General features: G+C 26.6%; 10 protein-coding genes and 1 other annotated feature. Of the genes, 8 read left to right on the forward strand and 2 right to left on the reverse strand.

Annotated elements, in window-relative coordinates; genetic code table 11:
• The first annotated feature begins 378 nt into the window (after positions 1–378).
• Positions 379–1116 carry an AIR synthase related protein gene (locus ACYUE0_RS02805; RefSeq protein ID WP_460269432.1) on the forward strand — a complete coding sequence of 246 codons (738 nt, stop codon included), beginning with the start codon at positions 379–381 and terminating at the stop codon, positions 1114–1116.
• Positions 1117–1394: 278 nt separating this feature from the next.
• Here ACYUE0_RS02805 and ACYUE0_RS02810 read toward each other — a convergent pair whose 3' ends face one another.
• Entirely contained in the window at positions 1395–3035 is a 1641-nt protein-coding gene (locus ACYUE0_RS02810) for a DEAD/DEAH box helicase (protein ID WP_460269433.1), read from the reverse strand.
• 512 nt (positions 3036–3547) lie between these two features.
• Between ACYUE0_RS02810 and ACYUE0_RS02815 the strand changes: the two genes are divergently transcribed.
• From ACYUE0_RS02815 to ACYUE0_RS02825, 3 genes are all read left to right on the forward strand, one after another.
• Positions 3548–4780 carry a M16 family metallopeptidase gene (locus ACYUE0_RS02815; RefSeq protein ID WP_460269473.1) on the forward strand — a complete coding sequence of 411 codons (1233 nt, stop codon included), beginning with the start codon at positions 3548–3550 and terminating at the stop codon, positions 4778–4780.
• Positions 4781–5011: 231 nt separating this feature from the next.
• Positions 5012–5833, forward strand: coding sequence for a recombination regulator RecX (recX, locus tag ACYUE0_RS02820; protein WP_460269434.1), 822 nt, complete (start codon positions 5012–5014; stop codon positions 5831–5833).
• A 193-nt stretch (positions 5834–6026) separates the two neighbouring features.
• A complete protein-coding gene (locus ACYUE0_RS02825) occupies positions 6027–7184 on the forward strand; it encodes a transglutaminase-like domain-containing protein (RefSeq protein WP_460269435.1) in 1158 nt (385 codons plus the stop codon).
• A 171-nt stretch (positions 7185–7355) separates the two neighbouring features.
• Here the strand turns inward: ACYUE0_RS02825 and ACYUE0_RS02830 are convergent, their stop codons facing one another.
• On the reverse strand, positions 7356–7718 hold the full coding sequence (locus tag ACYUE0_RS02830) for a tetratricopeptide repeat protein (RefSeq protein WP_199870234.1): 363 nt from the start codon (positions 7716–7718) through the stop codon (positions 7356–7358).
• A 342-nt stretch (positions 7719–8060) separates the two neighbouring features.
• Positions 8061–8272: a binding site (T-box leader), on the forward strand.
• Between the two features lie 106 nt (positions 8273–8378).
• Here ACYUE0_RS02830 and ACYUE0_RS02835 point away from each other — a divergent pair.
• The 4 genes from ACYUE0_RS02835 to ACYUE0_RS02850 all read left to right on the forward strand — a co-directional run bounded on the left by ACYUE0_RS02835 (position 8379) and on the right by ACYUE0_RS02850 (position 14636).
• Positions 8379–11024, forward strand: coding sequence for a valine--tRNA ligase (locus tag ACYUE0_RS02835; protein WP_460269436.1), 2646 nt, complete (start codon positions 8379–8381; stop codon positions 11022–11024).
• A gap of 195 nt (positions 11025–11219) precedes the next feature.
• Positions 11220–11357 carry a hypothetical protein gene (locus ACYUE0_RS02840; protein ID WP_460269437.1) on the forward strand — a complete coding sequence of 46 codons (138 nt, stop codon included), beginning with the start codon at positions 11220–11222 and terminating at the stop codon, positions 11355–11357.
• Between the two features lie 908 nt (positions 11358–12265).
• Positions 12266–13570: a bifunctional folylpolyglutamate synthase/dihydrofolate synthase gene (locus tag ACYUE0_RS02845; RefSeq protein ID WP_460269438.1), complete on the forward strand. Its 1305-nt coding sequence runs from the start codon at positions 12266–12268 to the stop codon at positions 13568–13570.
• A gap of 196 nt (positions 13571–13766) precedes the next feature.
• A complete protein-coding gene (locus ACYUE0_RS02850) occupies positions 13767–14636 on the forward strand; it encodes a YncE family protein (protein WP_460269439.1) in 870 nt (289 codons plus the stop codon).
• Position 14637 lies beyond the last annotated feature (1 nt).

A 14637-nucleotide genomic window follows, 5' to 3' on the forward strand; every position in this document is an offset into this window, starting at 1 on the left:
ATAATTATCTAATAGTAAAATAATTTCTTTATTTATATTAATTAAATTAAATCTCATATATAGAGGTTTACAGACATTAATTTAAAGAAATAAAAAATGCCTTTAGAACTATTAGGGACATAGTGAGTAATAATCACAATAACGTTTAATTTAAATAAACTGTCAACTATTAGTATGATATTAATCTTAAATTTTATTATTTGATAAATAAATAAGTTTAAAAGTCAACTTAGAACCCTATAGTATGAGTATATTAATAAGTTTATATAAAATTATAACATAAATTTTAAAAATTCATGGCATTTATAGATTACTTTGATATAATTTATTTGTAGAATTAAGTTATTTTAAAAAATTAAAGAGTAGGTGTTATAACATATGATAGAAAATAAGGTGAGAGATTTAGTATGTGTAGATATAGATGAAGAAAAAGTAATGGTTATAGCTTGTGATAGTAGTGGAGGCATAGGGGATAAGGAACATGATGCACTAAAAGTAGAACCTTTTATAACAGGAAAATACAGTGTAAGGGTAGGCTTGTTAGAAATTCTATGTAGTGGAGCAAAAGTAATAAGTATTGTAGATAATGTTTGTGCAGAAATGGAACCTACAGGTAGAGAAATTATAAAAGGTATAAAAAGTGAAATGAAGCTAGCTTCATTAGATGGAATACCGCTAACAGGAAGCACAGAGGAGAACTTTAGAGTTACATCTACAGGAGTAGGGATTACTGTTATAGGAATTTGTGAAAAGAAAAATGCGAAAATTAACAATATAAGTGAAAAAGCAAAGGTGTATGCTATAGGTAAACCTAAGGTTGGAAGTGAAATAAATTTTTATGGTGATGATGAAATATTTTCTTATGAAGATTTAAATAAGCTTATGCAATTAGATGAAGTTTTAGAAATAGTTCCAGTAGGTTCAAAAGGAATATTGTATGAAGCAAAGGAACTAGCAATTAGTAATAAAAAAAAATTTACATTAAAGGATAATGTATATTTAGATTTGAAAAAAACTTGTGGGCCAGCAACAGTAGCTATAGTTGCAATAAAAGAAAATAAAACTGACGTGATAAAAAAATTTAAAAACGCAGTTGAAATAGGAAAAATTATTTAATTTTATTTATTTATATATAATAAATATATTATAATGTATTCCAATATAAGGCCTAAGGAAAGTATTAAAAATAATTTTTTAAAAAATTTCATTATACCCCTCCTAAAGAAAATAAAAAATAAATGGAATTAAAAATTTAAAAGCTTTTAATAAAATAGGTGTATATATATATAGTTTTAAATTGTCCATTATAATATAATATATGATATGCAATTGGAAAAGTTACCAAATATATTATTTAAAATAAAAAAAATAAATGATAGGCTAAAGCCTAACATTTATTTTCTTTTATGAGAAACTTCGATTCTTACTTTTCTAACGTTGTTTATTTTCTGACCTGAACTATTTTTTAAGATTACATCAACTAAGTTATTAGGAACATCTATAAAAGTAAACTTATCTAATATATCAATTCTTCCAAGTTCTTTAGATTTTACTCCAGCTGTATTATCTAAAAACTTAACTAAGTCTATAGCAGAAACTTTATCAAGTCTACCTACAGATAAAAATAATCTAGCAGTATCTTTGTTGAAATCTCTATTAAAATCTCTTCTATTTGAATCTCTTCTATTTGAATCCCTGCTGAAAGGTTCTTCACATTTAAGAGTGTCTTGAGTATACTCATAGTTTAACTCTTTATCAAATAATATTTTTATTAGTGAAGCAGTAACATCTTCAGCTCCGAATTCGTCTATTAAATTTTTAGAAGTTTGTATAAAGCTTTCATAAGAATTTTCTTCTAAAGTAGCTTTAACAGACTCTAATATACTTTCTGATTTTGAAGCATATATATCATTTAAAGTTGGTAATTGTTTTTTCTCCATTTTGCTCTTAGTTACATTTTCAATTTGTCTTATCATAGACATTTCTCTACGACTTGCAAAGCTATAAGCTGTACCTTCTTTGTTAGCTCTACCAGTTCTTCCAATTCTATGAACATAAGATTCTGTGTCTTGAGGTAAATCATAGTTTATAACATGAGTTATATCTTCTACATCAATTCCACGTGCAGCAACGTCAGTAGCTATTAAATAATTTAAATTACCAGTTTTGAATTTCTTTAAAGTATTTAATCTTTGAAGTTGTTTCATGTCACCATGCATACCTTCAACTATGTATCCTTTGCTTTGTAAAGCAGAAACTAATTCGTCAACACCTCTTTTAGTCTTACAAAATAGTATAGCGCTTTTAGGTGCATCAACATCTAAAATTCTGCAAAGAGCTTCAAGTTTGTCTTTTTGACTTACTTCAAAATAAAATTGCTTTATTTTAGATACAGTTAGAGATTGTTTTGCAATAGCAATATGTTTAGCGTCAGATTTCATATAGTTTTGAGCTAAGCTTTTAATAGCTTTTGGCATTGTAGCTGAAAACAATAATGTTTGTCTGTCTTTCTTTAAATTGCTTATAATAAGCTCGATATCTTCTATAAATCCCATGTTTAACATTTCGTCCGCTTCATCTAAAACTAGGAATTTAGCGTGGTCTAATTTAAGAGTTTTTCTATTTATATGATAAAGAATTCTTCCAGGAGTTCCAACAACTATATCTACACCTTTTTTTAATGGTTTAAGTTGTTTATCAATTGATTGACCACCGAAAATTGGAAGTATTTTATATTGAGCATACTTATTTAGTTTGCTTAATTCTTCACTAACTTGTATTGCAAGTTCTCTTGTTGGAGCTAACATTATTGCTTGAACGTTTCCGTTGGAGGGTTCCATTAGACTAAGAAGTGGAGCACCAAATGCAACAGTTTTTCCAGTACCAGTTTGTGCTTGACCGATTAAGTCAAAACCTTCTAAACTTACTGGTATACTTTTAGCTTGAATATCAGACGGATATTCAAATTTTAAATCATTAATAGCCTCTAATATTGAAGGCTTAAGATTTAAATCTTCAAATTTAATTTTATTCATTAACATTCCTCTTTCTATTATGTTTTATATAAAAATTTAAATAACTTATAAACTTAATAATGTTATTCTATAATGTAGTTAGTCATATAAATCTATAAACTTATTAAATAATTAATATTTTAAGTTTTTCTAAAGTTGAAATACAACTTATAGTAACATAGTATTAACATAATATCAATGGAATATATTGAAAAAATATATATTATAACATCAATCGTGAAAATAATATAGTAGGAAAATGCAAAAAAAATTATAAATTTGATGATAAAATATAAGATTTGCTTTAGTAAGGGCAATATATTATAGTAATTTATAGGAATAAAAGAATTATTCTTGTTATGTTGAAATAAAATGATATAATAAAAATATTTAGTTTAAAACATTAAAAAATAATAATTCAGTATTCTTGTATATTTTGAAACAAAATATTATTTGGATTTTGAGTGTTATTTTTAAAAATATGTCTAAAATGATTATGAAAATTTTGGGAGGAGGGTATTACTATTAAGAATATATTTGATACCTGTGATATTATTTTAGAAAATGGAATAAGACTTATAACAATAAAGAAAGAAACTCAGTTAGCTTCAGTTCATGTTGGGTTTAATATAGGGGCGTTATATGAAGTAAATGATAAAAAAGGAATAGCCCATTTCGTTGAACACATGCTTTTTAAAGGTACTAAAAACAGAGATAATGAGGCTTTAAATTATGAATTAGAATGTTTAGGGGGAGAGTATAATGCTTATACAGATTATAAGTGTACAGTATATAGTACTACAACTCTTAATGAGGAATTAAATAAGTCTTTAGATTTGTTAGCAGATTTGACAACTAACTCTATATTTCCTAGAAAACAGTTAGAAAAGGAAAGAGGAGTTATTATCTCTGAAGTAAAAAGTGGAAAAGATGATTTAGAAGAATTAAGTTTTAATAGAATAAATAACATGGCATTTTTAAAAAGTCCACTAAAGTGTGATGTAATAGGAAAAGAAAAACATATAAATGCTATGACAAAAGAAGACTTAATTGAGTTTTATAATAAATATTATGTTCCAAATAATTGCTATATATCAATAGTTTCAAACTATGATCATGATTATATAAGAACTTTAATTAATAATTATTTTGGGGATTGGGAATCAAAGGAAGTAAATAAGCCTATTGTAGAATTTGAAAAGAATATATGTAAAAAAGAAATAACTTATAAAAAGGAAATAGAACAAAGTACAGTATTGTACTTATATTCTTTCAACAATCTTACAAAAGAGGAGGAATTAGCACTTAGAGTTTTGAATCATAAGTTCGGAGAAAGTTCCAACTCAATATTATTTAGAGAGTTAAGAGAAGACAGGGGACTTGCTTATGATGTGTATACAACATTAGACTTAAGTGAAGGATTAAAAACATTATATATTTATACATCAATAGCAGAAGAAAATGTTGAAGAAACATTAGAAACTATTGATAAATGTATAAAAGATATAACAGAAGAAAAGATAGTATTTGATGATGAAACTATAGAGATTATGAAAAAGGTATTTAAAACTGCAGTGGCATCAACGTTGGAAGATGTTACAGATTTAGGGAATTATGCATTGCATCAATCTATGGAAGGTGAACCTATATATGAATTCATAGAGGAAATGGAAAAGCTAAGTGATGTAACTAAAGAAGATTTATATAAAGTGGCAAGAAAAGTTTTAAAAAATCCTACAATTCATATATTACTTAGAGATAAATAAAAGTAAAGCTTAAACTAATGAAATTTTTATTGGTTTAAGCTTTTTTAAACAAGAACGCTTAAATATTCACTCTTAACTAAAGTAAATCGTTAACTAGAAGTGAAATATTAATTTTAAATTTTCTCATTTGAAATATTTTAAAGCTATTGAATAAATTTAAATGGGAGATTGTCTACCTAGAGTTCTTAAAGATATATAGATGCTAAAGAAAGGATCCTAATAAAAATTATTATGAAATACATTATAAGTAAAATTCAAGTTCAAAAAAATAATAAAGATAGAGTAAATGTATATGTTAATGACGAATTTTTATTTGCTTGTAGCGGTGAATTGGTTTATTATCATAATTTAAAAAAAGGTTTAGAATTAGACAAAAATAAGATTATAGAAGTTGTAGAGGAAGATAATTATATAAAGGCTAAAAATGTTGCATTAAAGGTTTTAGAAAGATCTTATAAAACAGAAAAAGAGATATATGATAAATTACTAAGTAAAGAATATGATGATAAAACTATACAAAGAGTTATAAAATTTTTAAAAGAATATTCATTTGTTGATGATATAAGATATGCAGAACTTTATATAAAAGATAAAATTAAAGTTCACGGGAAATCAAAAATAAAATTTTCACTGTCAAATAAAGGAATAAGTGAAGAGGTTATAGAAAATAAGTTAAGTAATATTTCTAATGAACAAGAGGAATTAACAGCATTAAAATTAGGCGAAAAGAAATATAACACTTTAATCAAAAGTGAAAAAAATCATTTAAAATTGAAAAAAAAATTAAGTGATTATCTTTTAAGAAATGGATATAATTTTAGTATAATAAATAAAGTGGTAAATAGTATTGTAGTTTGTGATGATTTTTCAGAAACTGTAGAACAAAAGGAAGTAAACTTTGAAGAATTAAATAATTTAGCATTAAAAAGATTAAATGTTTTAAAAAAATCAGAAAAAAATAAAGATAAACTACATAAAAAGTTATATGATTATTTATTAAGACGTGGATATAAATATGATGAAATAAAAACTATATTAAAAGAAATATTGTAGTATATGGGGAAACAAGCCAAATTTAATTTATCCGTCACATTTTTGTTATCAGTTAGGAAAAAATAAATATAACTATTAATTATAATCTTAAATGTTCTCATTTGATAAATGCATAAATTTAGATGCAAACTTAGAACCATATAACTATAAAAGGTGGTGTTATATTCTGAAAAATAATGTGGTAAATATAATATTGATAGCAGTTTTCATATATCCTATTATCATAGGATTTCTTAAAAAGAATTCATCAGAAGCATTAAAAGAAGTAATAAATTCTATTTTTACTAGTTTAGCATTGATAGTTTCTATAATAATAGGCAGTAAAAAGGTATGGATTATTTTTCAAATGCATAATGAAGGTAAGTTCAATAATATTTATGAATACTTACCTAATTGGATAATGAATTTATGTACTAAAAATCTTTTTATTACTAGAATTGTAGTAACAATATCTTTTATATTAGTAATTCAAGGGATACTTGTGTTTATTTTATGGGTTGCTAGTAGCATAATATTAACCCCAATATTAGAGGCTATTGATAATAGTTTAAAAAGAAAATCCAATTTGTCAAGAAGAATATATGGTGCATTATTTCAAAGTCCTAAGGCAATTTGCAACTTAGTTGTACTATGCTTTTTATTAAGCTTTGGAGCTATGTTTAATAAAAATCCAAAGTATATGAATACTTTGGAAAAATCACAAATATATACTTATCTATCAAATAATGTTGTAAATCCAGTTATAAATTCAAATGTAGTTAAAAATTTGCCTCAAGTAGTGAATGATTCTTTTAAGATAATTGTTGAAGATACGGACATTAGTAAAAATGATAAAAGTGTTTTTAATGAGTATTTGGATAGAAAAGCTATAATTTATTACAATGGAATTACTTTAGATGAAGGGGTTAAATCTAGCGCTTCTATAAATAAAACTGCTTTATCTATTGTAAAAGAAAATGGAAGTACCTATGAAAAATCAGAAGATATTTATAATTGGATAGGTAATAATATAAAATATGACGATGAAAAAGCAATGGAAGTTATATCAAACAACTTAAAAATAGTAAAATCAGGAGCAGTAGAAGCTTTTAACACAGGAAAAGGTGTATGCTTTGACTATGCATGTCTATTTGTGGCAATGTGTAGAGCTAATGATATTCAAGTTAGAATGGTTATAGGTGAAGGATTTAATGGCGAACAATGGGTAAGTCATTCATGGAATGAGTTTTATGATGAATCAAGTGATAGGTGGATAAGTGTAGATACAACATTTTATTCTGGTGGAAATTACTTTGATAATAATAATTTTGAAAATGATCATAGGAATTCTAAAGTTGTAGGACAATGGTAAAATAACTAGTCAATACTGTTGATGTTTTATAGAAAAAAGCTTAATTAAAAATTAGCTTTGCATATGGAAGTAAAAATCATTCCGTAACTTATATCAGGAGAAATTTCTTCCACTATAGTTTCTACAAAATTTGAAATATCAATAGGTTTTGACTAGTTATTTCTATGTTTTTTATGAAGATGCTTTGTGAAGATAAGATTTTAAAATTAAATTAATAGCTTTTTCACACTCAGTATCTTTAGGGTTTAATGACCATGCAATGTTAAAATAATTTAGTGCCTTATTTTTTTCATTAATCATTGCATAACAATAGCCAAGATTAAAGAAATAGGAGCTTTCCTTCTTTAGGTTTAATGCGTTATGTAAATTTATAATAGCTTTATCAAATTCTTTTAATTTGATAAAACATACTGCTGTATTATAAAGGGAAGCAGCCTCATTTTCTTTAGTTTCAATAGATTTTTTATAAAAATTTATTGCATGTTCATATTGTTTTTTATTATAAAGATCATTAGCTTTTTCAAAATATTTCATACAAGACCTCCCAAATAAAAATATAATTACATTTGTAATAATTGACAATAAGCCTTAAATTATACATATTTAAATATAATTAATAACAAATTTACAATTTAATCTAGTATTTTGGGAATACTATAGGGAAACAAGCACCAATTTAAATTTATTCAATAACTTTAAAATATTTTTATACAAAATATAGTGTTGAGTTCCAAGTGATTCAGAGAATGTCTCACTATTTGGGGTATCCAAGTTTTGGAATGAATAAATTTATATATAAAACTACAGTTTCGCTATATTTACTCTGTTGACTTTTATGGCAGAGTTAATATATAATTATTTAAAATAATATTTAAAATAAAAGCATTGAAAAAGAGGAGTAGGATTTGGAAATATCAAAGAGAGGAAAACTCTAGGGTGAAAGGTTTTCTATATGGAATAATCTGAAGGTAGCTTTGGAGCTTCTTTATTGAACTTTAGTAGATAAAGACGGTTGTCAAATCGTTAATTTATATGAGCCTGTTTTTGCAGGGAAAAAAGGTGGTACCACGAGTTTTTTCGTCCTTTTGGATGAAAGAGCTCTTTTTTTGTTTTATAAATTATGAAATTTAAGTATATACATTGAAAATTTAGCTTTGTAAAAACAAAAACAGATTAAGAAGAGGAGGATTTATTATGGAAAATAATAAAGAATTAGCAAAAAATTATGATCCGAAAGAGTTTGAAGAGAGATTGTATAAATGGTGGGAAGAAAAGAAGTTTTTCACACCAGAAGTTGATAAAAATAAAAAACCGTATACAATAATAATGCCACCACCAAATATAACTGGACAATTACACTTAGGTCATGCTCTTGATAATACACTTCAAGATATATTAATAAGAACTAAAAGGATGCAAGGATATAGTACTTTATGGCTTCCTGGACAAGATCATGCAAGTATAGCAACAGAAGTTAAAGTAGAAAATGCTTTACTTGAAAAAGGTTTAAAGAAAAAAGAAATGGGTAGAGAAGCATTTTTGGAAAAAGTTTGGGAGTGGTCAGAAGAATATAGAGAGAGAATAAGAACACAACTTAAAAAAATGGGTTGTTCCGCAGACTTTACTCGTGAAACATTCACAATGGATGAAGGGGTTAGTAAGGCAGTTAGAGAAGTTTTCGTAAAACTTTATAATGAAGGACTTATGTACCAAGGAAATAGAATAACAAACTGGTGTCCTAAATGTATGACAGCACTTTCAGATGCTGAAATAGAATATGAAGAACAAGGTGGACATTTCTGGCATATCAATTACCCAGTAGTAGGTAGTGATGAAAAAATAGAAATAGCAACTACAAGACCAGAAACATTACTTGGAGATACAGCAGTAGCAGTTAATCCAAAAGATGAAAGATATGCTCATTTAGTAGGAAAAATGCTTAAGTTACCACTAGTGGATAGAGAAATTCCAATAGTAGCAGATGATTATGTTGACGTTGAATTTGGTACAGGTGCAGTTAAAATAACACCAGCTCATGATCCAAATGACTATCAAGTAGGTAAAAGACATAAATTACCTGAAATAGTTGTTTTAGAGGAAAATGGTAAAGTAAGTGAAGGTTATGGAAAATTCTCTGGTCTTGATAGATATGAAGCAAGAAAACTTATTGTTGAAGAATTAGAAAAAGAAGGATATCTTGTTAAGATTAAAGATCATAGTCACAATGTAGGAATACATGATAGATGTAAAACAGTTGTAGAACCAATGTTATCAAAGCAATGGTATGTAAAAATGGATGTTTTAGCAGAACCTGCAATTAAAGCTGTAAAAGAAAAAGAAACTAAGTTTATACCAGAAAGATTCGAAAAAATATACTTTAACTGGATGGAAAATATTCAAGATTGGTGCGTTTCAAGACAATTATGGTGGGGTCATAGAATTCCGGTTTGGTATTGTAAAGACTGTGGAGCGTTAACAGTATCTGTAGACGATGTTACAGCTTGTTCAAAATGTAACTCTTCAAATGTAGAACAAGATAAGGATGTACTTGATACTTGGTTCAGTTCTGCATTATGGCCGTTTTCAACATTAGGTTGGCCAGAAAAGTCAGAGGATTTAAGTTATTTCTATCCAACAAATACATTAGTAACTGGATATGACATAATATTCTTCTGGGTAGCTAGAATGATATTCTCAGGACTTTATAATATGGATCAAGTACCATTTGAAAATGTTCTTATGCATGGAATTGTTAGGGATGATCAAGGAATAAAAATGTCTAAGTCTTTAGGAAATGGAGTAGATCCATTAGAAGTAATAGAAAATTATGGTGCTGATGCATTAAGATTCTCATTAGTAACAGGAAATGCTCCTGGAAGTGATATAAGATTCTATGAGTCAAGAGTTGAAGCTGCAAGGAATTTTGCAAATAAAATATGGAACGCTTCAAGATTTGTTATGATGAACTTTGATGAAGATTTAATGAAAAAATACAAAGATTGTACTAATTACTCAATAGCAGATAAATGGATATTATCAAGAATGAACTCTATTATCAAAGAAGTTACTGATAATATAGAGAAATTTGAGCTTGGAGTTGCACTTCAAAAAGTATATGACTTTATGTGGACAGAATTCTGTGATTGGTATATTGAACTTGTAAAACCTGTATTATATAGTGATGATGATGAAGCTAAAGGTGTTACATTAAATGTATTAAATGATGTATTAGTAGCTGGATTAAAATTACTTCATCCTGTAATGCCATTTATAACAGAAGAAATATATACTCACTTAAAAGAGGATTCAGAATCAATAACAATTTCTAATTGGCCAGAATTTGCAGAAGAATTGAAAGATGAAAAGGCAGAAGAATATATGAATTATATTATAGATGCTATTAAAAATACAAGAAATGCTAGAAGTGAAATGAATGTTCCACCTTCAAGAAAAGCAAAAACTTATATTTATGCAACAGAAGTATCAGAGCCTTTTAAAGAGGGAGTTCCATACTTTGAAAAATTGGCTTCAGCAAGTGAAGTTATATTAATAAAATCTAAAGAAGATGCACCAGAAAATGTTGTAACAGTAGTATCTAAAGGTGCTGAAATATATATGCCACTATTAGAACTTGTAGATTTAGAAAAAGAACTTGAAAGATTAAACAAAGAAAAAGTTAAATTAAAATCAGAAATTGAAAGAGTAGAAAAAAAATTATCTAATGAGAGATTTGTATCAAAAGCACCAGCTGCTGTTGTAGAGGAAGAAAAGGCAAAAGGTGAAAAATATAAAGAAATGTATAATGCTGTACTTGAGAGTATAGAAAATTTAACTAAATAATATATATAAAATAACTTGAAAATAGTCCTTATGATTAATTGTAAGGGCTATTTTATTTTTTATAAAATAAGATTTGTATTAAATTTTTGTTATCAGTTGAGAAAAATAATTACAATAACTCTTAACTAAAAATATATAATATTTTTAAAATGTACAGTCGTAACAATTATATAATTGACAATGGACATTTGACAATTGACAATGTCGGATGAAACTGGATCACCAGTTTCTTTTGAATTGAATGGAGTAAAACTTGAGGTTGAAAGAAAAATTGAAGAAAGTTTAGCAGCTAAGTGTACCACCGTAACAAGAAGGACAGGCGTACCAAAGTGAATTTTCCATAAGTTATTTTTACAGTGAAATCGAAAGATTATCAATAAAACCTAAAGCAATCAAAGCCGGTCCTAAAATAGCAGCTTTGCAGCGTAGTTGTTCGGGACCGACTTCGAGTACTATTGGAGAAAAACTAAAATCAACAAAAGCATCTAGCCCAAAGTATAGCAAAGTAGCCAATTACGCGTCTGTCCCTCTTGTGAAGGCGTAAAAATTTTGGATAATTGCTTATTCAGGTGTTCGGGACTGGCTTCGATTTATTAGTAGAAAAATATAAAACTAGAAGAGCATCAAGTGTTAGCGGAGAAAATAGACCTTGCCGTGCCTGTCCCATTTGTTATGGAGCCAATGTTTAGAGGTATTGCTTGTTTAAATTTTTAGATAAGACCAAATTAAAAAGATACGTTGAGAATTACTAGGAACTAAGTGAGTAGTAATAACCATAACTGTTAACTATTCACTCTTAACTAAAATAATCTGTTAGTTATTGATAAAATATTAATTTGAGTTTTCTCATTTAATAAATAAATAAGTTTAAAATTTAACTTGGAATCTTATATAGGGTTCCAAGTTGACTTTTAAAATTATCCATTCCAAAACTTGGATACCCAAAATAGCGAGACATGCTCTGAACCGCTTAGAATTCAACACTACATTTTATATGAAAATATTTTAAAGTTATTGAATAAATTTAAATTCGAGCTTGTTTCCCTATATGAATACAGTTTTATAAATTAAGAAAATAAGTTGGTAAAAGTTCTTTTAAATAGGTTTTATATTGTTTCAGTTTAAGAATAAAAAGAGTTATACATACAAGGTTTTTTCTATATTAAATGGATTAAATATGATAAAATCATATATAGATAAATTAAGAATTTTTACGTTACTTAAAGACAGGGGGCTTACAAATGAATTATGAAGAAGCTATTAGATATATAAAAGAAACAGCTAAATTTGGAAGTAAATATGGGCTTGAAAGAACAGAAAAATTATTAGAATTTTTAGGGAATCCCCATAAAAAAATAAAAACAATTCATGTTGCAGGAACTAATGGTAAAGGATCTACAACAGCAATGTTAACTTCAATTCTTATGGATAGTGGATATGATGTAGGAACGTATATATCGCCTTATATAGAAGAATTCGAAGAAAGAATACAAATAAATAGAAAAAATATACCTAAAGATGACTTGTGTTATATAGTTTCTAAGGTTAAAGAAGCAGTAGAAAAAGTTTGTGAATGTGGATATGGAAATCCAACAGAGTTTGAAATAATAACCTGTTGTGGTTTTTTATATTTCTACAATAAAAATGTTGATTTTGTAGTAGTGGAAGTAGGACTAGGAGGAAGATTAGATTCTACAAATGTTATAAATCCAATCTTAAGTATAATAGGTTCTATAAGTTATGACCATACACAGATATTAGGTGATACAATTGAAAAAATAGCCTATGAAAAGGCAGGTATAATAAAAGAGAATACACCGATTGTATTATTTCCACAAAAAAGAGAAGTAGAACTAGTTGTTGAAAGTGTTGCAAAAGATAAAAATGCTCCGCTTATAAAAGTACCAAAGGATATTGCAAAGTTTGACAAAGTAATTACTATAGATGAGGAGAAAAATTTAGCACAACATATATTAATTAACGATGATATGTTGCAAGAGTATGATTTAGCATTATTAGGAACTCATCAGATATCTAATTCTACTGTAGTTGTTTATGCAGCAAAAGAACTTATAAAATTAGGAGTGAATATATCTAAAAAGAATATAAAAGAGGGACTAAAAAAAGTTAAATGGCCAGCAAGGCTAGAAATTATGAATAATAATCCTATGGTAGTAATAGATGGTGCACATAATATAGATGGAATAAAAAAATTAGATGAAAGTATAAAAAAATACTTTAATTATAAAAAGATGGTGCTAATATTAGGGATATTAGCAGATAAGCAAGTTAAGGACATGGTAGAGGTAATAGCACCCAATGCATATAAAGTAATTTGTGTCACTCCAAATAGTGAGAGGGCAGAATTAGCAACAGAATTAAAAAAAGAAATAGACATGTTATCAATTGATTGTGAAGCTATAAAAACTTATGATAAGGCTTATGAAAAAGCCTTATCATACTGTGAAAATGAAGATTTATTATTAGTAAGTGGATCTTTATATATGATTGGAGATATGAGGAAAATAATAAGAAATTTTAAGTAAGGCATAATCAAAGAAATAATAGACCTATATGCTTCGAATCTTTGGTCTATTATTTCTTTTTTACAGGCCTAATAAATCAAAAAATGACAAAAACTGTATCAGAATAAATCACTTCAACATAAGATATATGTATAAAAGTAATAGACTTATATAGTGTAAGTTTTAAAATATGTATGTCTTGTGAGGAGGTGATTTTTTGAGTTATCTTTATATTTGCAATTCTACTAGAGATAGAATAGATAAAATAAATATTAATAATTTTACTGTAGAAGATTCTATAGAATTAAATTATCATGAGAAAATAAAACCATTTAAATTATGCCTTTATGATAAAACATTTATAATATCTAGTTTTGAGAATAATAGAATATATTTATTAAAAAATGATGGAGGGATAGAGGAGTTTTATATAGGTTCAGGGTGTAGTCATATGGATTTAATAGGTAGGCAGTTATATATAGTTTGCGAAGAATCTAACACAATAGTGTGTTTTGATGTTCTATCTAAAGAAATAGTAGAAGTAATAAGTTGTGGTATATCACCTCATAGTTTAGACTTTTCACCAGATAATAATAGCATTGTTATAGCAAATACTTTAAGTAATGATATAAGTATCATAGATTTAAAAGAAAAAGAAAAAATAAAGAATATAAAAGTTGGTAATTACCCTGTAAAAGCTGTATGGTATGAAAATGGTGAAAAAATATTAGTATGTGAAAGTAATATGGGAGAGGAAACAAAGGGAGAATTAAAGGTTATATCATTAAAATATAATGAAAGAAATAGTATAACTATAGGTAATATACCTATAGATATGTGTTGTTATAATAATTATTGTTATATATCGAATTTAGGTGATGGAACAATAACAATCGTTGACATTACAAAATTAGAAAAAGTTGATGAAATAGAAGTAGGGGGGGTATTAAAAGATATTATTGTAGATGAAAAAAATATATATGTTGAAGATATATATTATAATCAATTAATACAAATAAATAAAATAAGTAAAAACAAAAAAATCATTCCTTTAGATTTTGAACCAAAAGGAATGATTAAAATTTAAG

The organism is Clostridium sp. CTA-19 (assembly GCF_054767855.1).

Bases quoted from the DNA above. Each gene is read 5' to 3' on its own strand.
- ACYUE0_RS02805 (WP_460269432.1), top strand. From the start codon at position 379: ATGATAGAAAATAAGGTGAGAGATTTAGTATGTGTAGATATAGATGAA.
- ACYUE0_RS02810 (WP_460269433.1), bottom strand. From the start codon at position 3,035: ATGAATAAAATTAAATTTGAAGATTTAAATCTTAAGCCTTCAATATTA.
- recX (WP_460269434.1), top strand. From the start codon at position 5,012: ATGAAATACATTATAAGTAAAATTCAAGTTCAAAAAAATAATAAAGAT.
- ACYUE0_RS02830 (WP_199870234.1), bottom strand. From the start codon at position 7,718: ATGAAATATTTTGAAAAAGCTAATGATCTTTATAATAAAAAACAATAT.
- ACYUE0_RS02835 (WP_460269436.1), top strand. From the start codon at position 8,379: ATGGAAAATAATAAAGAATTAGCAAAAAATTATGATCCGAAAGAGTTT.
- ACYUE0_RS02845 (WP_460269438.1), top strand. From the start codon at position 12,266: ATGAATTATGAAGAAGCTATTAGATATATAAAAGAAACAGCTAAATTT.